The following is a 26,224-nucleotide window of genomic DNA, read 5'->3' on the forward strand; positions in this document are numbered from 1 at the left end:
ATCAGTTGCTCCCTTTGGCCAACTGGCTGATGACCTGCTGGCCAGGCACGACAAAACCCTGGCCGAGGGTGATCAGTGCGACCTTGTTTGGCAGGCCACTGACCCAGGCACCCTGGTCATCGACGCTGATCAGCTGCACTGGGGTGAAGACCACCTGCTGCTGTTCATTGACCCACTTAACGCCGTGCCGGCCGGCTTTATCCAGGCTCAGCAGGGCTGGCGACAGGCGATGCGCCAGGGCTTCGCCGGTTTGAATGTGCAGGGTCGCGCTGGCACCGGCCAGGCGCATGGCTTGCGGATTAGCCACCTTGACCTCAATGCGAAAACTGCGTGAGTCGGGATCGGCGGCAGCGGCGATAAAGTGCAGCTCACCCTGCAGTTCGCGGCCATCGAGTAGCTCGACCTTTACTGGCTGGCCAAGGTGGAGTTGGCCGACGTCTTGTTGCGCAATTTGCGCGCTGACCTTGAGCTGGCTGATATCGACCAATGTCAGCAGGCTTTGTCCCGGCTGGACGAAATCCCCCAACTCGACCATGCGTTGGTCGTACACCCCGGAAAAGGGCGCGCTGATCTGCGTATTGCCCAGTTGAATGCGCGCCAGGTCGAGTTCGGCACGGGCCTTGGCCAGCTCGCTCTGCAGGCGGATCAGTTCATTACTGGAGACCAGGTTGCGTTGCCGTAGGCGCTCGGCGGCGCTGGCATCGGCGGCGCGCTGGCGTACATCGGCTTCGCCTTTGGCCACCTGGGCTGGGCGGTTGTCGGTGGACAGGCTGAGCAGTACTTGGCCTTGTTTGACGGTGCTGCCCTTGTCGTGATCCAGGCGAAGAACCGTACCGCTGATCTGCGCACGTAGCTCGACGCGCCGCCAGGCTTCGACTTGCCCCTGGATGACTTGCTGGCGTTGCATTGGGCTGGCTTCCAGCCACTGCACCTCAACCTTGGTCAAGCCTTGTTCTTGGGCGGGGGTATCAGCACTGGCGGCTTGTTGGGTTTTCAACAGGGAGCCACTGAGCAGCCACAACAGCAGTAGCAGGCTGATGGCAACCGCGATCAACCAGGGACGTTTGGATAGTTGACTGAACATGGCAGTTACTCGTGACGATGCGGTTGCGCAATTAGTTCGCTGGCCTGCGCGCGTAGGCCGGCAATAATGAAATCGGTAACGCGGGCGAAGTAGTCATCCAGGGCAATAGGCTCGGCCCAATGCGTGAAACCACCCGAGGCAATGCGCGTCATTACGCCGTTTATGCAGGCTTCTACGCCCCATAGCAGGTTTTGCGTGTCGGCTTGGCTGAGCGTCTGGTTGTCGAACGTGGTGCTGAGTAAGTCGGCGAAGAACAGCTGGTATTCGCCTTCCAAGTCGAGAAACAACTGGCGCAATGGTGCTTCGAGGCGCTCTTGGAACTCCAGGCGGTCGCAGTGCAAGCACAGCTGCGCTTCTATCGGATTGGCCAGCATCTGTTCGAAGGCGCGGCGGATAACCTTGTGCATGGCATCTTGTGCTGAGCTGGCGGCATGCAGGGCGCGCAGCTCGCGCAGGTTGATCCGGTTGAGGTCGAGTACCAGGCGCGCATACAGCGCTTCTTTGCTGGGGAAGTGTTTGTACACCGTGCCTTTACCGATACCGGCGGCAAGGGCTACTTCGGCAATGGTGACGCGATCCCAGGGCTGCTCGGCAAAGAGTTGGCGAGCGGTGTCGAGGATGAGGTTTTCGCGTTGTTCGAAAAGTTGATCTTGATAGCGCATGAGCGAGTTATCGATAGTCGTGACCGGTGGTCATCCTATGACCGCCGGTCATATTTTGCCACTCGACAGTTGTAACAGGCTTTGCCGCGGTTGCAGCGGATGTTGACGTCTTGCTTGGGTTACTCAGCGAAATCGCGTGACGTTTGCCCTAGCAACGTGGGCTGTAAGGCCCAGAATGCGGTCAATTCGTTGTCTTGTGGCGGCTCTTGGCTGCCGAGCGAATTCGATAGGAAGGGGCGGCCGCGCAGGTTGTGCGCAGCGATACCCATCACGTAAATGATGAGTTATCGCGCTGCGTGGCTAAGTCATCTTACGGTGGTGCTGACTGCTGGTTTAGCGTGCCACGCTGACGCCTTCCAAGTTGGCAAATGAGGTGTCCTTGGCCGTTAGCAGGAAGTCGCGCATAAACGGTGCGTCGAGCATATCGGTGCGGATGCCGGCATACAGGGTGGCGAACAGGCCTTTGTCGCCCAGGCGCTTGGCAGTCACATAACCGCGCGAGCTGTATTCATGCAGCGCCCAGTTCGGCAGGCCGCAAACGCCGCGCCCGCTGGCCACCAGTTGCATCATCATCACCGTTAGTTCTGAAGTGCGTACCTGGGCGGGTTCGACATCGGCGGGTTCGAGGAAACGGGTGAAGATATCCAGGCGGTCGCGTTCCACCGGGTAGGTGATCAGGGTTTCCGTAGCCAGGTCCTGCGGCTTGATGCACGGTTTGCTGGCCAGCGGGTGCTGGTTGGCCACGGCCAGCATGGCTTCGTAGGTAAATAGCGGCACATAGGTGATGCCGGCCAGTTCCAGCGGATCGCTGGTTACCACTAGGTCGAGGTCGCCACGGGCCAAAGCCGGTAGCGGGGCGAAGGAGAAACCCGAGGCTAAGTCCAGTTCCACTTCCGGCCAGGCATCGCGGAACTGGTCGATGGTCGGCATCAGCCACTGGAAGCAGCTGTGGCATTCGATCGCCATATGCAGGCGACCCGCAGTGCCGCCAGCCAGGCGCGCTAGGTCGCGCTCGGCACCGCGCAACAGTGGCAATACCGTGTCGCACAGTTGCAACAGGCGCAACCCAGCGCTGGTAAACCGCACGGGTTTGGTCTTGCGCACAAACAGCTGCATGCCCAAACGCTCTTCCAACTCCTTGAACTGGTGCGACAGTGCCGATTGCGTCAGGTGCAGGCGTTCGGCGGCGTCCACCAGGCTTTCGCTTTCACGTAGGGCATGCAGGGTTTTTAGGTGGCGGAACTCAAGCATGGCGGGCCTCAGAGAAGGGTAGGTGGTGCTGTGTTGATCCAGCAGAAGGCTATGCGATGGCTGGTGGATGGATAAAACGTCACTCACCCTACATGAATAAAACTGTAGATCAAGACGAATATGTTGAGTTTGTTTCACTCGTAGAGGTTGCCGAGAATAGCCTCCATCTTATTCAGTTGCTGGAGCGTTCTGACATGGCCTTGTCCCATTCCCTCGGTTTTCCGCGTATTGGCCGCGACCGTGAATTGAAAAAAGCCCTGGAAGCCTATTGGTGCGGTGAGCTTAATGAGGCCGGTTTGCAGGCGGTTGGGCGCGAGCTGCGTGCTGCTAACTGGCAGGTGCAGAAAGAGGCGGGCATTGACCTGTTGCCGGTCGGCGATTTCGCCTGGTATGACCAGGTGCTGACTCACTCGCTGACCTTCGGCGTGATCCCCGAACGCTTCCGCCCGCTCAGTGGCAAGCCAACGCTGGATACCTTGTTCAGCATGGCGCGTGGCGTCAGTCAGAACACTTGCTGCGCTGGTACGCATGCGCAGCCCGCTTCTGCACAAGAGCTAACCAAGTGGTTCGACACCAACTACCACTACCTGGTCCCTGAGTTCACGGCCGATCAGCAGTTCCAGCTGAGCTGGGAGCAACTGTTCGATGAGGTAGGGGAGGCGCACGCTCTGGGCTACAAGGTCAAGCCGGTACTGATCGGTCCGCTGACTTACTTGTGGCTGGGCAAGGCCAAGGGTAGCGAGTTTGAGCGCTTGGACCTGCTGGAGCGGCTGCTGCCGGTCTACGGCGAAATCCTTCAACGCCTGACCTCGCTGGGTGTGGAGTGGGTGCAAATTGACGAGCCGATTCTCGCGCTGGACCTACCGCAAGACTGGAAGAATGCCTTCGAGCGCGCCTACAACTTGCTGCAGCGCGAGCCGGGCAAGAAGCTCATCGCCACCTATTTTGCTGGCCTGGAAGACAACCTCGGCCTGGCCGCCAGCCTGCCGGTGGATGGTTTGCATATCGACCTGGTGCGTGCGCCTGAGCAGTTCCCGACCATTCTCGACCGCTTGCCGGCTTATAAGGTGCTGTCGCTGGGGGTGGTCAACGGGCGTAACGTCTGGCGCACTGATCTGCAGCAGGCGCTGGAGGTTCTGCAGCAGGCTCAGGAGCGCCTGGGCGAACGCCTGTGGGTGGCACCGAGCTGCTCGCTGTTGCACTGCCCGGTTGATCTGAACCGTGAAGACCAACTGGATGATGAGCTGAAAAGCTGGTTGGCCTTCGCCGTGCAGAAGTGCGAGGAAGTCGCGCTGCTGACGACGGCCCTGAATGACCCGCAGGATGCTCAGGTGCAAGCCGAATTGGCAGTCAGCAATGCCGTGCAGGCCAGCCGTGCGCAATCGCCGCGCATTCACAAACCGGCCGTGCAGGCGCGCCTGGCCGCGATTACTGCCTCTGACAGCCAACGTCAATCGCCATTTGCCACACGTATCGAGCAGCAGCGGGCGCGCTTGCAGTTACCGGCATTGCCGACCACCACCATCGGTTCGTTTCCACAAACTGCAGCAATCCGTCTAGCGCGCCAATCGTTCAAGGCCGGCAAGCTGTCGCTGGCGGACTACACCGAAGCCATGCACCGCGAGATTCGCCATGCCGTCGAGGTACAGGAAAACCTCGGCCTGGATGTGCTGGTGCACGGTGAGGCCGAGCGCAATGACATGGTTGAGTATTTCGCCGAGCAGCTTGATGGCTACGCCTTCACCCGCTTCGGTTGGGTGCAGAGCTACGGCTCGCGCTGCGTCAAACCGGCCGTCATCTATGGCGACCTGAGTCGCCCCAAGGCCATGACCGTAGCGTGGATTGGCTACGCACAGACTCTCACCAAGAAAGTTATGAAAGGCATGCTGACCGGCCCGGTGACCATGCTGATGTGGTCCTTTCCACGGGACGATATTTCCCGTGAGCAACAGGCGCGTCAGTTGGCCCTGGCGATTCGTGACGAAGTGCTGGACCTGGAAACGGCGGGCATCAAGATCATCCAGATCGACGAAGCCGCCTTCCGTGAAGGCCTGCCGCTGCGTCAGGCACAGTGGCAGGCTTATCTGAATTGGGCCACCGAGGCGTTCCGCCTGTGCGCCTCGGGTGTGGGTGATGCAACGCAGATCCATACGCATATGTGCTACAGCGAGTTCAACGATGTGATCGACTCCATCGCCGCCATGGATGCCGACGTCATCACCATCGAGACCTCGCGCTCGGACATGGAACTGCTGGAGGCCTTCGAGCGTTTCGACTACCCCAACGACATCGGCCCGGGCGTCTACGACATTCACTCGCCACGGGTGCCAGACACGGCCGATATGGCCAATTTGTTGCGCAAGGCCGCGCAGCGCATCCCGCTTGAGCGTCTGTGGGTCAACCCGGATTGTGGCCTGAAAACCCGCGCCTGGCCCGAGACCGAAGCGGCGCTGGTGAACATGGTGGCAGCGGCCCGTCAGCTGCGTACTGAGTTGGCCTAAGCGCTGTTCTATCGCGGCTAAAGCCCCCTCCCACAACAGCAAACGGACCGTGGGAGGGGCTTTAGCCGCGACTGTCTGCATCCATAAAGGTGTAGCGGCTGCAATTTTTTGTGGGTGCCAGGCAACCGCTCGTCTCCCTTCATCAAACTGTCACGGTTGTGTGGCAGTGCGCTTGTACAGACATCACCACACTGGCGTCTTAATGGGGTGCTGCGTTCTGCTGTCCCGGCATTGGGTGATGTTATGCGTGGGTTGATTCTTCTCGCTGCACTGTTGTGCGGCCTACCGGTTTTTGCAGCGCAGCGCTGTGATGTGCAAGTACCGACGCAAATGGCTGCCGTGGGTGAGGTGAGCCTGGCCTATCAAAGTATCGGGCGTGACAGTGACCCGGCGCTGTTGTTGGTGATGGGCTTGGGTGGGCAGTTGATCCACTGGCCCGATGAGGTGGTCGTGCGCCTGTGTCAGCAGGGCTTTCGGGTGATTCGCTTCGACAACCGTGATGTCGGCCTGAGCAGCTGGGCCCATACGCCGCCCACTATCAATCTGACCTATGAGGCCTTGCGCTATCGGTTGGGTCTTGCTGTAAGCGCCCCTTACGGACTGCGCGATATGGCCAAGGATGCCTTGGGCTTGCTGGATGTATTGGGCATTCGCCAGGCTCACGTGTTGGGTGCGAGTATGGGCGGGATGATTGCCCAGCACATGGCCGATCTTGCTCCTGAGCGGGTGCAGAGCCTGACGTTGATCATGACCAGTTCCGGTGCTCAGGGTTTACCTGCACCCAGCCCGGCATTGCTCGCCTTGCTGGCCCGGCGCGAGGCACCGAGCCGTGAAGTGGCCCTGGAGCAACAGGCCGATCTGCTGGCAGCGTTGGGCAGCCCGGAGGTCAGGGATGATCGTGCGCTGTTGTTGCATCAGGCCGAAATCGCTTACGACCGTGCCTTCAACCCAGAAGGTGTAGAGCGCCAATTGCTGGCGATCCTGGCTGAGCCGAGCCGGGTCGAACTGCTCAACCGCCTGCGCGTACCAACCCTGGTGGTGCATGGCACGGCCGACCCGTTGCTGCCAGTGATGCATGGCGTGCATGTGGCCGCGCATATCAAGGGCAGTGAGTTGAAGTTGATTCCGGGCTTGGCCCATCGCTTTCAGGAGGCGTTCAAGGAGCCGCTGCTGGCGGCGGTATTGCCGTATTTGCAGGCGCATCGCCAGGCTGGACATTTGGCGCAGTTGTAAGCGCAACAAGCAATTGTGCGCGTGCGATGCGGATCGTGGAGTGGCAAGGCAGGGCAGGGCATTGAATTTAACCGAGGCATGTTCTGCGCGAGCGTGATGGATTAACATTAGCAGGCTAATAGTTAGCCTGCTCTGTAGGCTCTCTGCGGACAATCCGCTACTGTCTTATTGAGTTCCTCTCGGTATCCGCCATGCGTGCTTCCCTGCTGGCCTTTATTGCGCCTAGCCCCCATGCCGTTCAGTTCGCTATCAAGACCCTGTTGGGCGGAGGACTGGCGCTTTGGTGCGCTATGCGGTTCGGCCTGGAGCAACCGCAGTGGGCGCTGATGACCGCCTTTATCGTCGCCCAGCCGTTGTCCGGCATGGTGGTGCAGAAAGGTCTGGCGCGGTTGCTCGGCACGCTTGTCGGCACACTCATGTCGGTCGTCATGGTGGGGCTGTTTGCCCAAATGCCCTGGTTATTTATAGGGGCTCTGGCCCTGTGGCTGGCGCTATGTACGGCAGCGTCGACCATGCTGCGTAGCGCTTGGGCTTACTCTTTTGTGCTGGCGGGCTACACGGTGGCCATCATCGGCTTGCCAGCGATTGACCAGCCGCTGACGGTGTTCGATCAGGCCGTGGCGCGGTGTACGGAAATTTCCTTGGGTATTCTCTGTGCCACGTTGGTCAGTGCCTTGCTTTGGCCGCAGCGGGTCGAGCGTCAGCTGGCACAACAGGCGCGTGCAGCCTGGCAGGCTGGAATCAAGGCGGCCAGTCAGGCCTTGCGCGGTGAGCCTGAGGCCCGGCGGGGCTTGCTGGAGGTGCTCGGGCGCATCGTTGCGGTGGACGCACAGCGCGAGCACGCCTGGTTTGAAGGTAGTCGCGGTCGGCAGCGGGCCATGGCACTGCGGGTGCTCAGCCGTGACCTGCTCAGTGTGTTGCGCTTGGCGCGCGGGGTGGAGCGGCAATGGCGGCAGCTTGATGAGCAGCAAGCCCGCGCGCTATTGCCTTGGCTGGATACGGTGCGCGAACTGCTGGATGGTGAACTGCCCGACGACTTGTCGGCGCTTGGCGAACAGCTGCGCAAGGCCGCCCATGAGCCACAACTGACGGCCGAGCAGCAGTTCTGCCTGGAGCGTCTGGCGGTGTTACTACAGCGTTTACAGGAGGCCAGTCAGGCATTGCGTGCCGTCGAACGTGGTGAAGCGCCGGTCGATGCGCCGGCTGCGCTGTCCTGGCACCGCGACTGGCAAACTGCGCTGGTCTACGGTGCGCGCAGCGCGCTGACTTTTCTCGTCCTGTCGGCATTCTGGTTGGCCACTGGCTGGACGGCTGCTAGCGGTGCTTTGCTACTTGCCACGGTGGTTTGCAGCTTATTTGCCAGCCGCGAAAATGCGGCGCAGATCGGCATGATGTTTTTGCGTGGGATCTTCGTCGCTTTACCCGTGGCGTTCTTCGTCGGGCAAATAGTGCTGCCGCAACTCAGCAGCTTTGCCATGCTCTGCCTGGCGCTCGGGGTGCCGCTGTTCTTCGCCGCGCTGGGTATGGCCAGCCCATCTTTGGGCGCCACGGCGACTTCCTTCAGCCTGCATTTCATCGTGCTCTGCGCGCCGCAGAACAGCATGCGTTATGACGTCGCGTTCTTCTTCAATGAGGCGCAGGCCATATTGATTGGCGTTGGCTGCGCGGTTATGGCCTTCCATTTGATCGGCCTGCGCGACCCCGTGTGGCATGGCCAGCGTTTGCTCAAAGCGACCCTGGAGGATCTCGCGCGCCTGACCCGGCGTAGCCTGGCCGGGGCCGAAAACTGGTTTGGTGGGCGTATTGCCGACCGCTTACTGCTCTTGGCGCGCCATTATCCGGCGTTGCCCAGTCGCTCGCGCAGTCGCTGGGATGATGGTGTCGCCAGCCTCGATATTGGCGACGAACTGCTGCATCTGCGCGCCTGCCTGGCGGCTGCCGACACGCCCCTGGGGCTAGCCGAGGAGCGCTTTCTGCGGCGCTTTGAGCAACTTCTGCTGAAAGGCCCCACGCCCGAGCAGGCCGCTGCCTTGGACCCGGCTGTCGCGCAGCTGTTACAAGCGTTGCGTGAGGCGGCACAAAGCATCGACCGGCGTTTGGCGCAGGCGGCGCTGTTGCAACTGCAAAGTGGCTGGCGGCACTGGTGCCTGCAGCGAGGAGAAGTTGATGGGATTGCGTGAGTGGTCGCTGGGCGGGGTTCTGCTCAGCCCGATGTTGATCTATGCGTTATTGGCGCTAGGCCTGACTGGCTTGTTGCGTTTGGGCTTGCAGCGGGTCGGCGTGTCGCGCTGGATTTGGCACGAAGCACTGTTTGACTGTGCCTTGTATGTTTGCGTCCTGGCCGCTGTTGTGGCGCTACTGGGACATTAAAGGAGTGGCTGTATGCGTTCGACGATCCGTGTAGGCATCACGTTGGCCGTGGTCGCGCTGGCATTGCTGGCCGGCTCTTGGTTGTGGAGCTATTACCTGTACTCGCCCTGGACCCGCGATGCGCGGATTCGCGCTGATGTAGTGACCATCGCCCCGGATGTTTCCGGTGCGGTAGTGGCCCTGGCGGTTCAGGACAATCAGCAGGTCAAGCGCGGTGATCTGCTGATGAGCATTGACCGTGAGCGCTTTGAGGCGGCCTTGCAACAAGCTCAGGCTGTGGCCGAAACGCGCCGGGAGGAGTTGAGCTTACGCGAGCATGAGGCCTCGCGGCGTGCCCGTCTGGGGCCGCAGGCGATAAGTGCTGAGGTGCGCGAGAATGCCCAAATCACCGCGCAGATTGCCCGTGGTCAGTACCGCGAGGCTCAGGCGATGGTGCGTCTAGCCGAACTCAACCTGACGCGCAGTGAATTGCGCGCGCCACGCGATGGCCAGATCACCAACCTGCGTCTAGCACAGGGCAATTACGTCAGCGCTGGGCAGCCGGTAATGGCGCTGGTGGATGATGCATCGTTCTACGTGCAGGCCTATTTTGAGGAAACCAAGCTGCCGCAGATTCGCATCGGTGCGCCGGTCGAGGTTTGGTTGATGAGCTCCGGCGAGCCGCTAGAAGGGGAAGTGCAGAGCATCAGTCATGGCATCACTGACCGCAATGCCAGCCCAGACGGTCAGTTGCTCGCCAATGTCGAGCCGACCTTCAACTGGGTGCGCTTGGCTCAGCGCATCCCGGTGCGGATCAAACTGCGTTCCGTGCCACCGGGTTTACTGCTCAGTGCCGGGATGACCGCTAGCGTGCGTGTGGCGGACTAGCGGTCTGCAGCTTAGCGGGTGCCGAGGAAGTCGCGCTTGCCGATAGCCACGCCGTTGTGACGCAGGATGGCGTAGGCGGTGGTGAGGTGGAAGTAGAAGTTCGGCAGCACGTGATCGAGCAGGAATGCCTGGCCCTGGAAGTGGGTTTCTTTGTCGCGACGTTTGAGGGTCACGGTGCGTTCTTCGCTGCCATCAATCTGCGCAGCGCTGAGGCTTTGCAGAAAGCTTAGGGTCTTGGCGATACGCGCTTGCAGTTCGGCGAAGCTGGTTTCGTCGTCGGCATGGCTCGGTGCTTCCACTTCTGCCAGCAGAGCAGCGCCGGCCTTGGCGCCATCACAGGCAATCTGCACCTGGCGGCTCAGTGCGAACATGTCAGGCGCGAGGCGGGCATTGAGGAATACGCTTTGTTCGATGTTTTTCTCTTCAGCGTGGGCTGCTGCGATGCCGAGGATGGTTGAAAGGTTGTTGAGCTGGCGGGTGAATACCGGGATGGATGCTTGGTACATGGACAGGGACATGGGTTTCTCCAGAGGCGTCGAAGCGGATTGCCTCGGCGCGGTTGTGTAGCGGGGCTGCGCCGCAGTGGCGCAGCAGATCCGAGGCCAGTTCTTAGCCGATGGTGATCGGCGGCAGTTTAGTCAGTTCTACGGTCTGCGCTTTGCGCGGCGCGAGAATTTCTGCTTCGCCGTCCACGACCATTTGATCGTCTTGGTTGAACACGCGGGTGGCAACGCGAACGCGGAACTTCGGCAGCTTCTCAAGAATTTCCAGGCGCACGGTCAGGGTGTCGCCAAGTTTTACCGGCGCGGTGAAACGCATGGTTTGACCGATATAGATGGTGCCCGGGCCAGGCAGCTCGCAGGCAACTGCGGCGCTGATCAGCGCACCGCTGAACATGCCGTGGGCAATACGTTGCTTGAACATGGTGGTGGCGGCGTATTCGGCATCCAGGTGCACTGGGTTGTGGTCGCCGGATACTTCGGCAAACAACTGGATGTCACGCTCGCTGACGGTCTTGCTGTAACTGGCAGTTTGACCGACTTCGAGAACGTCATAGGGTGTATTACTGCTTTGTGTCATGGGCGGCTCTCTTGAGTCTGTGAATGGCACTGGCGCGGCTGGCTGAGGGCCTGCTGCAACCAGTCGATGAGATAAGTGGTGACTTCGTCGCGATTGCTCTCGTTGAGCAGTTCGTGACGCGCATCCGGGTAGATTTTGAGCTGTACGTGCTGATGGCCCGCGTCACGCAAGGCGTTAGTCAGGTCTTGCTGACGGTGGCCATCGCTGACCGGGTCACAGGCTCCGCCGATAACCAGCAACGGTAGGCCCGTGTCGATCTGCGCCAGGCTCTGCAATGGGGTGATCTGTTGCAGGCCGCCGAGCAGGTCAATCCACAACTGATTGCTGCAGCGAAAGCCGCACAGCGGGTCATTGATGTACTTGTCGACTTCCAGAGGATCGCGGCTCAGCCAGTCGAAGGCTGTTCGATTGGGCTTAAAGGCCTTGTTGAACGAGCCAAACGAGATGAACTCCAGCAATGAACTACGTCCCAGCGGGCCTTGACGCCAGCGCTCGAAGCGGGCGAGCAGTTGGCCAGCACGGTATAGCGCCACAGGCTGGTAGTTGGAACCGGAGAGAATTGCCCCCTGCAGGCTGCAGCTGTGATGCATCAGGTAAGCCTGGCTGATGTAACTACCCATGCTGTGACCCAACAGGAAAATGGGCACCTGCGGATGGGCTTGGCGCATATGGTGGTTGAGGTTGGCCAGGTCATTGACGACCAGTTCCCAACCTTTACTGTCGGTAAAGTGGCCAAGCAGGCCGTGCTCGGCGGTTTTGCCATGTCCGCGTTGATCATGTGCATACACCTCAAAGCCTTGCGCCACTAGTGCTTCAGCCAGGCGCGCATAGCGCCCGCTGTGCTCGGCCATGCCGTGGGCCAGCATCAGCAAGGCTTTGGGCGATTGCTCGCGATACCAACGGTTGACGTAAAGGGGCGCTGCATCGGTGCTATTGAGCCAGAACGCTTGGTGGAGCATGGCGAGTCCCTTGAGCCTGCATGAACGGTGCATTGTGCACCCCGCGCGGCACGGCGCAAAGTCCGGATGGGGTGAGTCCAGTTTAGGCCGCGATGCCGACCACGTGATGAGCACAGAGGCTGCACTTCGGCGCGGCTCGCCAGCGCTGGCGGACGGTTTGTCCCGTCTTACGGCGGGCGGCAGGATAGTTGCGCAAGAAGCAGTAAGATTCAGTGCGTCAATGACGCTGCCAGGCTATTTGCCTGCCTGACGTTAGCTGTTACTTTCCAGCCAACTCCGTTCAGCGGATGGGATCATTTCAGGGCAAGAGGATAAAAATAATGCAGCCTGATTTCTGGAGCGACAAGCGTCCTGCTGGGGTACCTGATGACATCGACCTGGGTGCATACAAGTCGGTAATTGAGGTATTCGAGCGTTCGTGCAAGAAGTTCGCCGACCGTCCCGCCTTTAGCAACCTGGGTGTGACCCTGACTTATGCCGAACTGGATCGGCTCTCGGCGGCCTTTGCTGCCTACCTGCAAAAGCACACTGACCTGCAACCGGGCGAGCGCATCGCGGTACAGATGCCCAACGTGTTGCAGTACCCAATTGCGGTATTCGGTGCGATGCGTGCCGGCCTAATTGTGGTTAACACCAATCCCCTGTACACCGCCCGCGAGATGCGTCATCAGTTCAAAGATGCAGGGGTGCGCGCGTTGGTGTACCTGAATATGTTCGGCAAGTTGGTGCAGGACGTGCTGCCGGACACTGAAATCGACTACTTGATCGAAGCCAAAATGGGTGACCTGCTGCCGAGCTTGAAAGGCTGGCTGGTCAACACTGTGGTGAAAAAGATCAAGAAAATGGTCCCCGACTATTACTTGCCGCAGGCTGTTTCCTTTAAAGGGGCGCTCAAGCAGGGCCAGGGTCACGCCCTCAAGGCGGTCAAAGTCGACCAGCAAGATATTGCCGTGCTGCAATACACCGGCGGCACCACGGGGGTGGCCAAGGGCGCGATGCTGACCCACGGTAACCTGGTGGCCAACATGCTGCAGGTTGATGCCTGCCTGTCGCAGCTGGGTGAAGACGGTACCCCGCTGATGAAGCAAGGCCAAGAGATCATGATTGCGCCGCTGCCGCTCTACCATATCTATGCGTTTACCGCGAACTGTATGTGCATGATGGTCAATGGCAATCACAACGTATTGATTACCAACCCACGGGATATAAGCGGGTTCGTCAAGGAACTGGGCAAGTGGCAGTTCTCGGCGCTGTTGGGATTAAACACCTTGTTCGTGGCCCTGATGGATCACCCAGACTTCAAAAATCTGGACTTTTCCCACTTCAAACTGACCAATTCGGGCGGTACGGCATTGGTCAAAGCCACGGCCGAGCGTTGGCAGGCGATGACCAACTGTCCGGTGAGCGAGGGCTATGGCCTGACCGAAACGTCACCGGTAGCCAGTACCAACCCCTATGGTGACAAAGCGCGCCTAGGCACTGTGGGCATTCCGGTACCGGGCACAGCGTTTAAGGTCATCGATGATGATGGGGTGGAACAAGCTCTGGGTGAACGTGGCGAACTGTGCATCAAAGGCCCGCAAGTGATGAAAGGCTATTGGAACCGCGAGGAAGCGACCGCTGAAGTGCTGGATGCCGAAGGCTGGTTCAAAACCGGTGATGTGGCGGTGATCGACCCCGACGGTTTTGTGCGCATTGTCGATCGTAAGAAGGACATGATTATCGTCTCGGGCTTCAACGTGTATCCCAACGAGATTGAAGATGTGGTCATGGCTCACCCCAAAGTCGCCAGCTGTGCGGCCATCGGTGTGCCTGATGAGAAGTCTGGGGAAGTGGTCAAACTGTTTGTGGTAGCCCGTGATAGCAGCCTCAGCGCTGAAGAACTCAAGGCTTACTGCAAGGAAAACTTCACGGGTTACAAAGTGCCCAAGCAGATCGTATTCCGTGATGCCCTGCCGATGACCCCGGTGGGTAAGATCCTCCGTCGCGAGCTACGCGATATCGCCTGATCCGCTTGTGAGGCCTGTAGCTCGGGCCTCTCAGTCCAGTTAATGAAAGTGACCAGATTTTTGTTTGCGGTCACTTTTTTGACCGGATAGGCGCTTATTGGTGCTGGTCGCTGTTTGGCAAAGCTGCTACTCTCGGGCGGATTTTTTGTGATCTGCCATCCATGGCTACTACCCTTTTGGGCCGTTGCTGCGCATCTGCAAAAATTGCTTCGGGCAATTTTTTGTCGTTCAAATCGCAAGAAACACGCAAATCTACAATAAACAACCGTCTATGCACGGTGAAGACCAGCTGTTGCCGAGGAGTGGGCTTCCATGATCGAAAATTTTTGGAAGGATAAGTATCCCGTTGGGATTGCTGCGCAAATCAATCCTGACCAGTACCCGAATATTCAGGCGGTACTGAAAGAGTCCTGCCAACGCTTCGCCGACAAGCCAGCTTTTAGCAACATGGGTAAAACCATTACCTATGGTGAGTTGTACGAATTATCCGGCAACTTTGCTGCGTACTTGCAGCAAAACACCAACCTGCAGCCCGGCGACCGTATCGCCGTACAACTGCCGAACGTGCTGCAGTATCCGGTGGTGGTTTTTGGTGCGCTACGCGCCGGCCTGGTGGTGGTCAACACCAACCCGCTGTACACCGCACGCGAGCTGGAACACCAATTTAATGACTCCGGTGCCAAGGCCCTGGTCAGCCTGGCCAACATGGCTCATTTGGTTGAGCAAGTACTGCCGAAAACCGCAATCAAAACGGTCATCATCACTGAAGTCGGTGACATGCTGTCGCCGCTCAAGCGCCTGCTGGTTAACAGCGTGGTCAAGCACGTGAAGAAGATGGTGCCGGCCTACAGCCTGCCGAATGCCGTCAAGTTCACTGCAGCCATGGCCAAGGGCCGCGGTCAGGCGTCCAAGGACGCCGCGCCGAACAATGGCGATATCGCCGTGCTGCAATACACCGGTGGCACCACCGGTGTGGCCAAGGGTGCAATGCTGACCCACCGTAACCTGATCGCCAACATGCTGCAGGTCAAGGCGCTGATGGGCGCGGAAATGAGCGAAGGCAGTGAAGTGCTGATCGCCCCATTGCCCCTGTATCACATCTACGCGTTCACCTTCCATTGCATGGCGATGATGCTGATTGGTGGGCACAACGTGCTGATCACCAACCCGCGTGATCTGCCAGCGATGACCAAGGACTTGGCCAAGTACAAGTTCACTGGTTTTGTCGGTCTTAACACCCTGTTCGTTGCCCTGTGCAATAACGAGGACTTCCGCAAGCTGGACTTCTCCACCCTGAAGGCCACCTTCTCCGGCGGTATGGCTCTGCAGCTGGCGACCGCCGAGCGCTGGAAGCAGGTCACGGGTTGTTCGATCTGCGAAGGTTTTGGTATGACCGAAACCAGCCCCGTGGCCTCGGTTAACCCGTTCAGCAATATCCAGATCGGCACCATCGGTATTCCGGTGCCGTCTACCTTGTGCAAGGTGATTGACGACGAAGGTGTCGAGCAGCCGCTGGGTTCTATTGGCGAGCTGTGCGTAAAAGGCCCGCAGGTGATGAAGGGCTACTGGCAGCGCCAGGAAGCCACCGACGAAATCCTCGACGCCGAGGGCTGGTTGAAAACCGGCGATATCGCAGTAATCCAGGAAGACGGTTACATGCGCATCGTCGACCGCAAGAAGGACATGATTCTGGTGTCCGGTTTTAACGTATACCCGAACGAGCTGGAAGACGTGCTGGCTACGCTGCCGGGCGTGCTGCAGTGCGCAGCGATTGGTGTGCCGGATGAGAAGTCGGGCGAGGCGATCAAGATCTTCGTAGTGGTCAAACCGGGGGAAACCCTGACCAAAGAGCAGGTCATGGAACACATGCGCGCTAACGTCACCGGTTACAAGGTGCCAAGGTCCGTAGAGTTCCGCGATGTTCTGCCAACCACCAACGTCGGCAAGATCTTGCGCCGCGAGCTGCGTGACGAAGAACTGAAGAAACTGGGCAAGAAGTAAACGCCCGGTTAAACAAAACCCCGCCTCGGCGGGGTTTTTTCTGCTTAACGCAAGTGAGTACGCCGGTGACTAGCTCACTTGTACCTGGTTACGGCCTGTGTTCTTAGCTTTGTACAAGGCTTGGTCAGCCCTGCGTAATATCGAGTCATCATCATCCCCGGCGCAGTATTGAGTAACGCCAAAACTTATGGTGAATGTGGGTAGTTCAGGCTCGTTCAGGGTTGCAATATATTCCCTGAGTAGTTCCGCCATCTGGCAGGCAGCATCTGCTGTTTGCTGCGGCAGCAGAATTACAAACTCTTCACCGCCCATGCGAAATAAGCGGTCTGTTTTACGCAGTCGCTGATTGATCCGCTCAGTTAAGACTTGCAGTACCTTATCGCCGATGTGGTGGCCAAATTGATCATTAACTTTTTTGAAGTAATCCACATCCAATAGCGCAATGCTAAAGATACCGCCACGCTCCGCTAAACTGAGCTCCATGCGTAACTGCTCGTCCCATTTATGTCGGTTAAATGCGCCAGTTAACTTGTCACGGGTAGCCAGTACTAGGAGTTGCTCCTCTATTTCCTTACGGTTAGTGATCTCTTCTGAGAGGCGCTGCACCATCATTTTTAGATCATTTTCCAGTTCGCTCAGTTCGTCCTGATGATTTGGGCGATTAAAGTGCAGGTTTTCAATCGGCGCGCCTTGCTCAATAGCGTTGTGCACGTTTTTAATTCCAGCCTGGATACGGCCAATGCGTAGGCGGAAAATCTGCATAATATAAAAGGTCAGGTATAGTCCCAGGACAAAAGCACAGAAGCCAAGACTGGTATTCACCAGCATAAATTCATTTTCGTGTTTGTCGGTATATCGGCTGGCTTTCAGCGTTAGCTTATCCATGTGCTGTAAAACGGCAGAAATTCTTTGGTCTAAGCTGGCTGTCTGCTCTTCAAGCTGTCGCCAGCGTTGTTCTGTGGTGCTTCCTGCCTTTAAAGCAAGTTGTAGACTTTTCTCGAAGCTATCACTCTGCTGATGAAACTGTTCAATGCTGGTTAATATCTGTTGATGTTCTGTCGGCGCAAAACGTACCTGATGCTGTTGTAGGCTTTTATTGAGGACGCGTACGGCTCTATCTAGTAAGTATTTCAGTGCTTCGCGCTGTGTGGCAAAGGCCTCTTCAGGTTCCAGGTTTTTTTTGATTTTATTGTTTTTTAAGCGGAATTGCTCAATGAGTAAGTGCTGTTTAAGTTGCATCATCTCTAGTTCGCTGATTACTTCTGTTAGCGGGACGTCGAGTTCTGCCACTTCATGCATTTCAGCATCTATCAGCTTTAGTTTATAGATTGAATAAATAATAACGACAAAAAGAAAGGACAGCAGCACTGCTAGTAAGCCGTTTATTTTTCGTTGTAATGATGTGTTAAACCACAGCTGCATAAGGGTGCCAAGTTTGATGGGTTTTAATTGTCTTTATGTGTAGTGTTTTTTTTGCGGGCTGGCAAGTTACTGCTGCGACTGACTTTTTATCAGGCATTGCTCAGGTGCTGGGACCAAGCTGCTGGTCGACTGACAATAGCCATAAGCTAAAAATCGAGTGCCCTAGGTTGCTTAAGCCGCAACAGCTGTGAGTTGCGCCGTTAACCTGTCCGCCAGGTGATTTCTTCCACGCCATCGGCGCTGATGCGCATCCAGCGGTCGGCTTGTTCGTCGCTTTCTTCTTCCTGCCAGCCGCCCGGTGCGCAGCGCACTTCGACATTTAGTGCGGCGAAGGCCGCTTTGGCGCAGGTGAGGTCGTCGGCCCAGGGCGTGGCGTCGCTTTCCAGGAACAGGCTGTGCCATTTACCGACAGCCTTAGGCAGCCAAGTGACCGGTACGTCACCGGCCGTGCATTTGTAGGTTTGGCCTTTCTGCTGCCAGGGCGTGCAGCTGCCCAGTGCATTGCTCAGCCACTCACCAATAGCGTTGTGGTCGGCGTCTTTCAGGTAAATCTCGATGTCCGGTTGGCGCATGGTCATAGCTTCTCGATCCAGTCGTAGCGGATGGCAACGGTCACTTCGCAGGGTTCGGCAACGACTGCCGCACGGCGTTCAGCACTGGCGCGCCAGCCGTGTGGGGTCATGGCCAGCAGATCGGCGCGGGCTTCACTGCTATCCAGTTGCAGGTTGAACGTCAGGGTTTCGCTGTGGGCCAGGCGCATGCCTGCGGGGATCAGCTCCAAGTGTTTCTGATCATCGTAGTCACGCACTTCGTCATAAAGCTTTTGCCGCAGCTGCATCAGGTGCTCACGTGTTGGCCCCATGCGCAGCAGGCCACCGCCGGGGGCGAGCAGGCGTTTGGCTTCCTGCCAGTCTAGCGGGCTGAAAACACTGGCGAGCAGCTGGCAGCTGGCATCGCTGAGCGGCGCGCGGGCCATGCTCGCCACCAGCCAGTTGAGCTGGGGGGCGCGCTTGCAGCCGCGCTTGATTGCCTCGCGGGAGATGTCCAGGGCATAGCCATCGGCTTGTGGTAAGGCGTCGGCGATTTGCGCGGTGTAGTAACCCTCGCCACAGCCAATGTCTAGCCAACGGCTCGGGTTATAGCTAGCAGCCAGTTCGGCCAGGCGCTTGGCCAGCGGCGCGTAATGGCCACCGTCGAGGAAGCGCCGGCGTGCTTCGACCATGGCGGCATTGTCGCCAGGGTCGCGGCTGTTTTTATGCTGCACGGGCAACAGGTTCAGGTAGCCCTGGCGGGCACGGTCGAAGCGATGGTTGGCCGGGCAGGCCACGCCATTGTCAACGAGGCTCAGTACGCCTTGGCAGATGGGGCAGGTCAGGCTCATGCGAGCAGGTTCACCAGGGTTTGATAATAGATTTCGCTGAGCACATCCAGATCACTGGCCAATACGCGCTCGTCGACTTGGTGAATAGTGGCGTTGACCGGACCGAGTTCGACCACTTGGGTGCCGAGGGTGGCAATAAAGCGCCCGTCGGAGGTGCCGCCGCTGGTCGAGGGCTTAGTGTCACGGCCGGTTACCGCTTTGATGCTGGCGGCCACGCCGTCGAGTAGTGCGCCGGGTTCTGTGAGAAATGGCATGCCCGATAGCGCCCAGTTCAGGTGATAGTCCAGGCCGTGTTTGTCGAGAATCGCCGCAACCCGCTGCTGTAAGCCGTCTACGGTGGATTCGGTGGAAAAGCGGAAGTTGAAGATCGCCGTCAGTTCACCAGGGATCACGTTGGTCGCGCCCGTGCCGGCATTCAGGTTGGAGACCTGGAAACTGGTCGGCGGAAAGAATGCATTGCCTTCGTCCCAGTGTTCGGCGGCCAGTTCGGCCAGCGCGGGTGCGGCCAGGTGAATCGGGTTTTTGGCCAGGTGCGGGTAGGCTACGTGGCCCTGCTTGCCACGTACGGTGAGGGTACAGCCGAGCGAGCCGCGCCGACCGTTCTTCACCACATCACCAATCAAGGTGGTGCTCGACGGCTCACCGACGATGCACCAGTCCAGGCGTTCGTTACGTGCACGCAGGCGCTCGACTACGGCTTTGGTGCCGTGGTGCGCGGGGCCTTCTTCATCGCTGGTGATCAGAAAGGCGATACGGCCTTTGTGATTTGGGTATTCGGCGACAAAGCGCTCAACGGCGATGATCATCGACGCCAGGCTGCCTTTCATGTCCGCTGCGCCACGACCACAGAGCATGCCGTGTTCATCAATCAGGGCATCGAAAGGTTGGTGCTGCCAGCTTTGTACTGGGCCAGTTGGCACTACGTCGGTGTGCCCGGCAAAGCACAGTACTGGACCGTCTTGGCTGCCATGGCTGGCCCAGAAATTGTCCACGTCCTCAATCCGCATCGACTCGATGGTGAAGCCGCAGGCGGCCAGGCGGCGCGTCATCAGCTCCTGGCAGCCTTCATCGAGCGGGGTGACGGATGGGCGACGAATCAGCTCGCAGGCAAGCTCCAGCGTCGGGGAGAGGGGCGTGGCGTGGGTGGTCATTGCGGCTCCGGGGCGGCATCAAGCGGAAAGGTCGCCATCTTAAAGCAAAACGGCGGCCATTGGCCGCCGTCTGGCATTCAAGCCCGCCTCTAATCAGCTGGCAGCGGCGGTTTCCTGCGGGCTTGCCTGCGCTGCCGGCAGCGACGACAGCAGGGCCATGATCAGTGCCGCCAGGTAGGGCAGTGACTGCACTAACAGCATGGCGACCCAGAACTTCACGTCAGCGCTAGGCAGACCCTGGACAACGCTGATACCAATGGCCGAACCCCACAGCAGAAGCATGATGAACACTTCCTCGCGAGCTTCGGACAGAGCTACCAGGATGCCGTGGTTGCTGGCCATTTTTGGTGTGCGGAAGAATGGGATAGTTTTGGTGAATGTCCCGTACAGCACTGCTTTGGCAATCGTATGCGACAGCGCCAGGCCGGCGATTGCGGCCTGGAACGAACGCACCAGGTCAACGCCCATAGCCTTGCGGTAGAGGAACAGGATCTTGCCCAGCTTGAAGAAGAACAGTGCCAGCGGCGGTATGGCGAAAATCATCAGCGGTGGGTCAACCCGTTGCGGCACGATGATCATCGCGGCCGACCAGAGCAGGGCACCAGCGGTGAAGAAGATATTCAGACCATCCGCCACCCAAGGCAGCCAGCCGGCAATAAAGTGGTAGCGCTGGCCGGTCTTGAGCTCGGATTCTTTACCGAGGAACAGGCTGCGGGCATGGCCCTTCATGATCTGAATGGCACCATAGGCCCAGCGGAAACGCTGCTTCTTGTAGTCGATAAAGGTGTCGGGCATCAGCCCGCGGCCGAAGCTTTCGTGGGCGTAAGCGGCGGAGTAGCCCTTCTCGAACACGCGCAGGCCCAGCTCAGCGTCTTCGCAGATGGTCCAGTCGGCCCATTTCAGCTCATCCATCACCGTGCGGCGGATCATCGTCATGGTGCCGTGCTGGATGATCGCGTCACGGTCGTTGCGGGTCACCATGCCGATATGGAAGAAGCCTTTGTATTCGGCGTAGCAGAGTTTTTTGAAGATGTTTTCGTTGCCGTCACGATAATCCTGCGGCGACTGCACCACGGCGATTTTCGGGTCACTGAAGTGCGGCACCATGTACTTGAGCCAGTTTTTGTCCACGCAGTAGTCGGCGTCGATAACGGCCACGACTTCGGCATCCGGCGCGGTGTGCGGCAGGATGTAGTTCAGCGCGCCGCCCTTGAAGCCGGCAATCGGTGCCACGTGGAAGAAGCGGAAGCGTGGGCCCAACACTTCGCAGTAAGCCTGCACAGGCTCCCATACGGCGGGGTCCTTGGTGTTGTTATCGATGATGATGACTTCGTAGTCCGGGTAATCCAGTGCAGCGAGGGCATCGAGGGTCTGCTTGACCATCTCCGGCGGCTCGTTGTAGCAGGGCACGTGGATTGACACCTTGGGCCGATAGGCGCTGTCGCTAACCACTGGGCAGAAAGGCCGGCGGCGAGCCAGGGTCCAGGCGGTTTCGGCTAATTCATGAGCCTCGGTGAGCAGCACGATAAATACGCCAAAAGCACCGATGCCGAGTAGCAGGCCGACGAGCATGCTGAACCAAGTGCTGTATTGCTGGCTGTAGTCGTAGCCGATCCACACCAGGGCAGAGCCGCCAGCGAAGGCGACAAAAGTTAGGAAGGTGCGGCCGCGCTGGCGCAGGGCGCTACCGTCGATCATCAGCAGCGTCAGGCTGAGCAGCGCCAGTACGACCGAACCGATAGCCAGCAGGCGCCATTGTGGAATGGCTACCACCGGCCCGGTGAAGGCGAACTTGGGTTGCCGGTCGAGGTTGTAGACCCCCCAATAAGCGCCGACCGAGCCTTCGTCGCTGGCCTTCCACGGTTGGTCGAATGCCTCGATAACGAAGTAGTTGTAGCCTTTAGCGTTCAGCGCATTAACCAGGGTGCGCAGGTAGATGGCCTGGTCGGCTTGCGAGGCGTCAGCACCGCCGCGCATACGACCGTTGCTCGGCCAGCCTACTTCCGAAAGCAACAGCGGTTTTTTCGGGAAGAGTTTTTTCAGGTCCCTGGCGCGGTCGAGGACGAATTTAGTGGCGTCCTCCATTGGGATGAACTCCCAGTAGGGCAGTACGTGGGCGGCGATCAGGTCGGTGTGATCAGCCAGCTCAGGGTATTTTTCCCAGATATGCCACTGTTCTGAAGTGGTTACCGGCACCTTGACTGCTGCGCGCACGCGGTCGATGTAGGCGGCCAACTCTGCTGGCGTTACTTCCTCGCGGAACAGGGCCTCGTTACCGACTACTACGCGCACGACGCTGCGCGAATCATTAGCGATCTCTATGCCCTTGGCGATTTCCCTTTCGTTGCGCTCCAGGTCTGGACTGATCCAAATACCCAGGGTTACCCGCAGGCCGAACTCTTCTGCCAGGTAAGGAATTTTGCCGAGGTCACCGTCAACCGAGTAGGTGCGGATATTGTCGGTCTGCCGGCTCAGCAGTTCCAGGTCCTGACGCATCTGGGCGTCACTGGGGTAGGTGTTCTGCTGTGGATTCTGCCCGGTACGGAAGGGCGAGAAAGAGAAACCGGAGATTTGTTCCGGCCAATCAGGTGCTGTTACCGGGCGGTTATACAGCGCCCAGAAGCCGGTGAACAAGGCGGCAATCGCCAAGAATACGACGAGATTCAGTCCAAACTTACGCGAAGGCATAGTGAGCAGGTCCAGCGAATGGGCAGTGAAAAACGACGGGCGTCGGGTGGCGCATGCTACGCCGCCGCTACAGGGCTGTATAGCCCGGCCTGTGGGCATTTTGATGGGACGCCGCAGCACCCATAAGGTTCAGTTTATGGCTATTTGCTACTGCTGTTCATCGGTTCGCCGCAGGATGCGCAATAGAGTGCTTGGGTGCTAGCTGTACGCTACCTATAATGCGCGCCGCGTCTGGCTTGTGAGAGAAAAGAATGCCTGTGGATGAACAACGCTTTGCCGGCATTGCCCGTCTTTATGGTCGCTTGGGTGCCGAACGGCTGGCGGCTGCGCATGTGGCGGTGGTTGGTATTGGCGGCGTGGGCTCGTGGGCAGCCGAGGCGCTGGCACGTTCCGGGGTGGGTGAGATTTCCCTATTTGATCTGGATGATGTTTGCGTCAGTAACAGCAATCGTCAGGCCCATGCGCTGGATAGCACAGTCGGCCAACCCAAGGTTGAGGTGATGGCGGCGCGTATCCGGGCGATTAATCCGGCCTGCGTGGTGCATGCCGTGGCGGATTTCGTGACCCGCGAGACCATGGCTGAGCACATTACTGAACACCTGGATGCGGTGATTGACTGCATCGACAGTGTTAACGCCAAGGCCGCGCTAATCTCCTGGTGCAAGCGGCGCAAGATTCAGGTGATCACTACGGGCGGCGCAGGCGGGCAGATTGACCCGACGCAGATTCAGGTCGGAGATTTGAACAAGACTTGGAATGATCCGCTAGCGTCTAAGGTGCGTTCCACCTTGCGGCGTGATTACGGTTTTTCGCGCACGCCAGGGCGTAATTACAGCGTGCCGTGCGTGTACTCCAGCGAGCAGCTGCGCTATCCCAAGCCGGATGGCAGCGTTTGCCAGTACAAGGCGTTTGTTGGTGATGGGGTCAAGCTCGACTGTGCCGGTGGCTTTGGTGCTGTGATGATGGTTACCGCGACTTTCGGCATGGTGGCTGCTGCGCGAATTGTCGACAAGTTGGTCGCCGGTACACGGCGGCCGGCGGATCGTCAGGCCGGAGCGTGATGTTGGCTTCTATATAAAGAAGGTTCGATTTTCAGCAGGGATGTGCTGTTTTTTCTTGAGGTGTGTTGTGTTGTCCCTGCTGCGTCGCGTGCTAAATCATTCACCTTGTTACGCGCTGCTTGTCGCCTTGGCTACCTGCATGGGTGTCAACGCGCAGCCTGTTGTGCGTATTGGTACTGGTAATTGGGTGCCTTATGTTGACCAGCAACGGGTGGATGGTGGCGCGCTGGCGCGGTTGACACGCGAGATATTTCACGCGGCGGGTTACCAGGTCGAGTTTGTCTACTATCCCTGGGACCGTAACTTGTTGATGCTCGAACAGGGTCATCTGGATGCGGTGATGCCCTATGTTTGTACGCCAGCGCGCCAGCGCATTAGTACTTGTAGTGATGTGGTGGCGACTGGAGATATTGTGCTATTTCAGCGTGTCGGCCAGCAATTGACTTGGTCGCGTATTGAAGACCTCAAGCATTTTCGTATTGCCACTACGCTTGGTTATTCCTATGGTCAGGCGTTCGATACGGCGCTGCAGACTGGCCAGTTAAATGTGCTGCAGAGTGGTAAGGAAGAAACCGGCTTACGGTTGCTGAGCCTGGGGCGTGCGGACTTTTATCCGCAGGATCGGGCGGTTGGTTATGCCATGCTGTATCGGCTGTTCTCCGCGCAAGAGCGTGCAGCGATTACCCATAACCCGCGTGTATTGGATCGGGCAGAACTGCACCTGTTGTTCCGTAAGAACGACGCTCAGGCGGATCGCTTGCGTGAGGTGTTTAACGCTGGTTTGCAGCGCCTTGCGGGTCGCGGCGAGTTGAAGCGTTTGCAGCAGGCGTTAAATTCCGGCACTGCTGATCAGTGGCTGGTGCGGCCCTGATTGGCCGTCGCCAGCAGTTGTTGCATACGCGCAAGCACGGCCAGCAGGCCATTACTGCGTGACGGCGACAGATGGCGTGCGAGGCCTAGCTGAGTAAACCAGCCCGGTAGATCCAGCTGCGTCAATTCGGCCTGTGTCAGACCGTTGACCCTTACCAGCAGTAGCGCCAACAAACCGCGCAGCAGGCGCGCATCGCTGCTGGCACGGAACTGCCAGTGCGCCGCGGTTGCTTCGGCCAGCAGCCACACCTGACTCTCACACCCCTCAACCCGGTTGGCTTCACAACGTTCGTCATCGTTGAGCGGGGCCAGCTGGTCACCCCACTGCATCAGCAGGCGCGCGCGTTGTTCCCAGCCAGCGCAGGCACTAAAGGCTTGTAGGGCGGCTTGGGCGTTGGCCGGCAAGTTCATTGCAACAATTCCAGGGCTTGATCCAGGGCGCTGAAGAAGCGCTGCAGATCGCCGGCATCGTTGTATAAACCCAGGGATACGCGAATTGCCCCGCTCAGATTGAGGCTGTGTAGCAAGGGCATGGCGCAGTGGTGGCCGGCGCGCACGGCAATGCCTTGCTCGGTGAGCAGGTGGGCAAGATCGGCATGGTGCACACCATCGACGACAAAGCTGGCCAGGGCGACGTTCGGTGTGCCAAGCAGGCGCACGCCCTGACGCTGTTGCAGGCCTTGGCACAGCTCGCTGTGCAGCGCGACTTCATGGACGCTGATAGCACTGCTATCAAGGCTGGCCAAGTAATCCAGGCTGGCGCCGAGGGCGATCACGGAGGCAATCGGCGGTGTGCCTGCTTCAAAACCCAAGGGGGCCGGGCGAAAGCTGGCGTTGGCATAGTCAGTCTGTAGCAACATCTCGCCGCCGAACTGCCAATGCGCCAACTGCTGCAAGGCGTGCGGGCGGCCGTAAAGCAGGCCAACGCCATCCGGGCCATAGAGTTTATGGCTGGAGCAGACATAGAAGTCGCAGCCCATGGCCTGCACATCATGGCGACCGTGCACGACGCCTTGGCTACCATCTACCACCGTTAGTGCGCCTTGAGCTTGTGCCAGAGCGAGCAATGGCTGCAGCGGCTGCCAGCAACCCAGCACGTTAGAGAGCTGGCTGACCGCCAGCAGGCGAGTGCGCGGGCCGATCAATTGGGCGGCTTGGTCTAGATCAATCTGGCCGCTTGCCTCTAGCGGCAATACCACCAGCTTGAGTTGGCGGCGCAGTGCCAGCTGTTGCCAGGGCAGCAGGTTGGCGTGGTGTTCCAGAGTGCTGATAACGATCTCGTCACCGGGCTGCAAGCGCTGCTCCAGGCCATAGGCCAGCAGATTGAAGGCCTCGGTGGCGCTGCGGGTGAAGATGATCTGTTGCGCGTCGGGCGCATTCAGCCAGCGTGCGGCTTTCTCCCGTGTCGCCTCGAAGGCGCGGGTGGCGCGCTCGCCGGGTAGGTGTTGGGCACGGTGCACATTGGCAGCGCCGCCAGCGTAGTAACTGAGCAGGGCGTCAAGCATGGCCTGCGGTTTTTGCGCGGTAGCGGCGCTATCGAGATAGGTCTGACCTTCGGCTGCAAGTGCCAAAATGCCGGGAAAATCGGCGCGCCAGGGGGAATGGATAGGCATGAGCAGGCAATCGAGACCGTA

22 protein-coding genes are annotated in these 26,224 nt (G+C 58.9%); 9 read left to right on the top strand and 13 right to left on the bottom strand.

Annotation, left to right across the window (positions count from 1 at the left end):
- Position 1: 1 nt before the first annotated feature.
- The 3 genes from VCA57_RS10980 to metR form a co-directional block, all read right to left on the bottom strand.
- Positions 2 to 1,084: an efflux RND transporter periplasmic adaptor subunit gene (locus VCA57_RS10980; protein WP_411185065.1), complete on the bottom strand. Its 1,083-nt coding sequence runs from the start codon at positions 1,082 to 1,084 to the stop codon at positions 2 to 4.
- Between the two features lie 5 nt (positions 1,085 to 1,089).
- Positions 1,090 to 1,746, bottom strand: a complete 657-nt coding sequence (locus tag VCA57_RS10985; RefSeq protein WP_411185066.1) for a TetR/AcrR family transcriptional regulator — start codon at positions 1,744 to 1,746, stop codon at positions 1,090 to 1,092.
- A gap of 333 nt (positions 1,747 to 2,079) precedes the next feature.
- Positions 2,080 to 2,997: a transcriptional regulator MetR gene (gene metR / locus VCA57_RS10990; RefSeq protein WP_411185067.1), complete on the bottom strand. Its 918-nt coding sequence runs from the start codon at positions 2,995 to 2,997 to the stop codon at positions 2,080 to 2,082.
- Between the two features lie 194 nt (positions 2,998 to 3,191).
- Here metR and metE point away from each other — a divergent pair, with 194 nt between their 5' ends.
- The 5 genes from metE (at position 3,192) to VCA57_RS11015 (ending at position 9,968) form a co-directional block, all read left to right on the top strand.
- Complete coding sequence (gene metE, locus VCA57_RS10995) at positions 3,192 to 5,498, top strand: 5-methyltetrahydropteroyltriglutamate--homocysteine S-methyltransferase (RefSeq protein WP_411185068.1); 2,307 nt, start codon at positions 3,192 to 3,194, stop codon at positions 5,496 to 5,498.
- Between the two features lie 243 nt (positions 5,499 to 5,741).
- Positions 5,742 to 6,731: an alpha/beta fold hydrolase gene (locus tag VCA57_RS11000; RefSeq protein ID WP_411185069.1), complete on the top strand. Its 990-nt coding sequence runs from the start codon at positions 5,742 to 5,744 to the stop codon at positions 6,729 to 6,731.
- Between the two features lie 191 nt (positions 6,732 to 6,922).
- Complete coding sequence (locus VCA57_RS11005) at positions 6,923 to 8,911, top strand: FUSC family protein (protein WP_411185070.1); 1,989 nt, start codon at positions 6,923 to 6,925, stop codon at positions 8,909 to 8,911.
- Positions 8,898 to 9,101 carry a DUF1656 domain-containing protein gene (locus tag VCA57_RS11010; protein ID WP_411185071.1) on the top strand — a complete coding sequence of 68 codons (204 nt, stop codon included), beginning with the start codon at positions 8,898 to 8,900 and terminating at the stop codon, positions 9,099 to 9,101. The genes VCA57_RS11005 and VCA57_RS11010 overlap by 14 nt, the downstream gene beginning before the upstream one ends.
- Positions 9,102 to 9,113: 12 nt before the next feature.
- Positions 9,114 to 9,968, top strand: coding sequence for an efflux RND transporter periplasmic adaptor subunit (locus VCA57_RS11015; protein WP_411185072.1), 855 nt, complete (start codon positions 9,114 to 9,116; stop codon positions 9,966 to 9,968).
- Between the two features lie 11 nt (positions 9,969 to 9,979).
- On the opposite strand, the gene VCA57_RS11020 is transcribed toward VCA57_RS11015, so the two are convergent.
- From VCA57_RS11020 to VCA57_RS11030, 3 genes are all read right to left on the bottom strand, one after another.
- On the bottom strand, positions 9,980 to 10,486 hold the full coding sequence (locus tag VCA57_RS11020; RefSeq protein WP_411185073.1) for a DUF1993 family protein: 507 nt from the start codon (positions 10,484 to 10,486) through the stop codon (positions 9,980 to 9,982).
- Between the two features lie 91 nt (positions 10,487 to 10,577).
- Entirely contained in the window at positions 10,578 to 11,048 is a 471-nt protein-coding gene (locus tag VCA57_RS11025) for a MaoC family dehydratase (RefSeq protein ID WP_411185074.1), read from the bottom strand.
- Positions 11,045 to 12,007 carry an alpha/beta hydrolase gene (locus tag VCA57_RS11030; protein ID WP_411185075.1) on the bottom strand — a complete coding sequence of 321 codons (963 nt, stop codon included), beginning with the start codon at positions 12,005 to 12,007 and terminating at the stop codon, positions 11,045 to 11,047. The genes VCA57_RS11025 and VCA57_RS11030 overlap by 4 nt, the downstream gene beginning before the upstream one ends.
- Positions 12,008 to 12,327: 320 nt before the next feature.
- On the opposite strand from VCA57_RS11030, the gene fadD2 reads away from it, so the two are divergent.
- Entirely contained in the window at positions 12,328 to 14,016 is a 1,689-nt protein-coding gene (gene fadD2, locus VCA57_RS11035; RefSeq protein WP_411185076.1) for a long-chain-fatty-acid--CoA ligase FadD2, read from the top strand.
- A 312-nt stretch (positions 14,017 to 14,328) separates the two neighbouring features.
- On the top strand, positions 14,329 to 16,017 hold the full coding sequence (gene fadD1, locus VCA57_RS11040) for a long-chain-fatty-acid--CoA ligase FadD1 (protein WP_411185077.1): 1,689 nt from the start codon (positions 14,329 to 14,331) through the stop codon (positions 16,015 to 16,017).
- A gap of 69 nt (positions 16,018 to 16,086) precedes the next feature.
- Here fadD1 and VCA57_RS11045 read toward each other — a convergent pair whose 3' ends face one another.
- From VCA57_RS11045 to VCA57_RS11065, 5 genes are all read right to left on the bottom strand, one after another.
- Positions 16,087 to 17,439, bottom strand: a complete 1,353-nt coding sequence (locus VCA57_RS11045; protein ID WP_411185078.1) for a GGDEF domain-containing protein — start codon at positions 17,437 to 17,439, stop codon at positions 16,087 to 16,089.
- Between the two features lie 200 nt (positions 17,440 to 17,639).
- Positions 17,640 to 18,011 carry a hypothetical protein gene (locus VCA57_RS11050; protein ID WP_411185510.1) on the bottom strand — a complete coding sequence of 124 codons (372 nt, stop codon included), beginning with the start codon at positions 18,009 to 18,011 and terminating at the stop codon, positions 17,640 to 17,642.
- Positions 18,012 to 18,013: 2 nt separating this feature from the next.
- Positions 18,014 to 18,820 (bottom strand): putative RNA methyltransferase, encoded by an 807-nt coding sequence (locus tag VCA57_RS11055; RefSeq protein WP_411185079.1) that lies wholly within the window; start codon positions 18,818 to 18,820, stop codon positions 18,014 to 18,016.
- Entirely contained in the window at positions 18,817 to 19,971 is a 1,155-nt protein-coding gene (dapE, locus tag VCA57_RS11060; RefSeq protein ID WP_411185080.1) for a succinyl-diaminopimelate desuccinylase, read from the bottom strand. Before dapE ends, VCA57_RS11055 begins: the two co-directional genes overlap by 4 nt.
- A gap of 93 nt (positions 19,972 to 20,064) precedes the next feature.
- On the bottom strand, positions 20,065 to 22,659 hold the full coding sequence (locus tag VCA57_RS11065; protein WP_411185081.1) for a glycosyltransferase: 2,595 nt from the start codon (positions 22,657 to 22,659) through the stop codon (positions 20,065 to 20,067).
- A gap of 251 nt (positions 22,660 to 22,910) precedes the next feature.
- On the opposite strand from VCA57_RS11065, the gene tcdA reads away from it, so the two are divergent.
- The gene (tcdA, locus tag VCA57_RS11070; RefSeq protein WP_411185082.1) at positions 22,911 to 23,720 is read left to right on the top strand and encodes a tRNA cyclic N6-threonylcarbamoyladenosine(37) synthase TcdA; all 810 of its coding nucleotides are present in this window, start codon (positions 22,911 to 22,913) and stop codon (positions 23,718 to 23,720) included.
- 139 nt (positions 23,721 to 23,859) lie between these two features.
- Entirely contained in the window at positions 23,860 to 24,591 is a 732-nt protein-coding gene (locus VCA57_RS11075) for a substrate-binding periplasmic protein (RefSeq protein WP_411185083.1), read from the top strand.
- On the opposite strand, the gene VCA57_RS11080 is transcribed toward VCA57_RS11075, so the two are convergent.
- Complete coding sequence (locus VCA57_RS11080) at positions 24,570 to 25,001, bottom strand: SufE family protein (RefSeq protein WP_411185084.1); 432 nt, start codon at positions 24,999 to 25,001, stop codon at positions 24,570 to 24,572. The genes VCA57_RS11075 and VCA57_RS11080 overlap by 22 nt on opposite strands.
- Entirely contained in the window at positions 24,998 to 26,203 is a 1,206-nt protein-coding gene (locus VCA57_RS11085; RefSeq protein ID WP_411185085.1) for an aminotransferase class V-fold PLP-dependent enzyme, read from the bottom strand. The genes VCA57_RS11080 and VCA57_RS11085 overlap by 4 nt, the downstream gene beginning before the upstream one ends.
- Between the last annotated feature and the right edge of the window lie 21 nt (positions 26,204 to 26,224).

The organism is Pseudomonas sp. (assembly GCF_046581935.1).
Lineage (GTDB): Bacteria > Pseudomonadota > Gammaproteobacteria > Pseudomonadales > Pseudomonadaceae > Aquipseudomonas.

Coding starts and splice junctions, on each gene's coding strand:
- VCA57_RS10980 (WP_411185065.1), bottom strand. CDS start 1,084: ATGTTCAGTCAACTATCCAAACGTCCCTGGTTGATCGCGGTTGCCATC.
- VCA57_RS10985 (WP_411185066.1), bottom strand. CDS start 1,746: ATGCGCTATCAAGATCAACTTTTCGAACAACGCGAAAACCTCATCCTC.
- metR (WP_411185067.1), bottom strand. CDS start 2,997: ATGCTTGAGTTCCGCCACCTAAAAACCCTGCATGCCCTACGTGAAAGC.
- metE (WP_411185068.1), top strand. CDS start 3,192: ATGGCCTTGTCCCATTCCCTCGGTTTTCCGCGTATTGGCCGCGACCGT.
- VCA57_RS11000 (WP_411185069.1), top strand. CDS start 5,742: ATGCGTGGGTTGATTCTTCTCGCTGCACTGTTGTGCGGCCTACCGGTT.
- VCA57_RS11005 (WP_411185070.1), top strand. CDS start 6,923: ATGCGTGCTTCCCTGCTGGCCTTTATTGCGCCTAGCCCCCATGCCGTT.
- VCA57_RS11010 (WP_411185071.1), top strand. CDS start 8,898: ATGGGATTGCGTGAGTGGTCGCTGGGCGGGGTTCTGCTCAGCCCGATG.
- VCA57_RS11015 (WP_411185072.1), top strand. CDS start 9,114: ATGCGTTCGACGATCCGTGTAGGCATCACGTTGGCCGTGGTCGCGCTG.
- VCA57_RS11020 (WP_411185073.1), bottom strand. CDS start 10,486: ATGTCCCTGTCCATGTACCAAGCATCCATCCCGGTATTCACCCGCCAG.
- VCA57_RS11025 (WP_411185074.1), bottom strand. CDS start 11,048: ATGACACAAAGCAGTAATACACCCTATGACGTTCTCGAAGTCGGTCAA.
- VCA57_RS11030 (WP_411185075.1), bottom strand. CDS start 12,007: ATGCTCCACCAAGCGTTCTGGCTCAATAGCACCGATGCAGCGCCCCTT.
- fadD2 (WP_411185076.1), top strand. CDS start 12,328: ATGCAGCCTGATTTCTGGAGCGACAAGCGTCCTGCTGGGGTACCTGAT.
- fadD1 (WP_411185077.1), top strand. CDS start 14,329: ATGATCGAAAATTTTTGGAAGGATAAGTATCCCGTTGGGATTGCTGCG.
- VCA57_RS11045 (WP_411185078.1), bottom strand. CDS start 17,439: ATGCAGCTGTGGTTTAACACATCATTACAACGAAAAATAAACGGCTTA.
- VCA57_RS11050 (WP_411185510.1), bottom strand. CDS start 18,011: ATGCGCCAACCGGACATCGAGATTTACCTGAAAGACGCCGACCACAAC.
- VCA57_RS11055 (WP_411185079.1), bottom strand. CDS start 18,820: ATGAGCCTGACCTGCCCCATCTGCCAAGGCGTACTGAGCCTCGTTGAC.
- dapE (WP_411185080.1), bottom strand. CDS start 19,971: ATGACCACCCACGCCACGCCCCTCTCCCCGACGCTGGAGCTTGCCTGC.
- VCA57_RS11065 (WP_411185081.1), bottom strand. CDS start 22,659: ATGCCTTCGCGTAAGTTTGGACTGAATCTCGTCGTATTCTTGGCGATT.
- tcdA (WP_411185082.1), top strand. CDS start 22,911: ATGCCTGTGGATGAACAACGCTTTGCCGGCATTGCCCGTCTTTATGGT.
- VCA57_RS11075 (WP_411185083.1), top strand. CDS start 23,860: ATGGGTGTCAACGCGCAGCCTGTTGTGCGTATTGGTACTGGTAATTGG.
- VCA57_RS11080 (WP_411185084.1), bottom strand. CDS start 25,001: ATGAACTTGCCGGCCAACGCCCAAGCCGCCCTACAAGCCTTTAGTGCC.
- VCA57_RS11085 (WP_411185085.1), bottom strand. CDS start 26,203: ATGCCTATCCATTCCCCCTGGCGCGCCGATTTTCCCGGCATTTTGGCA.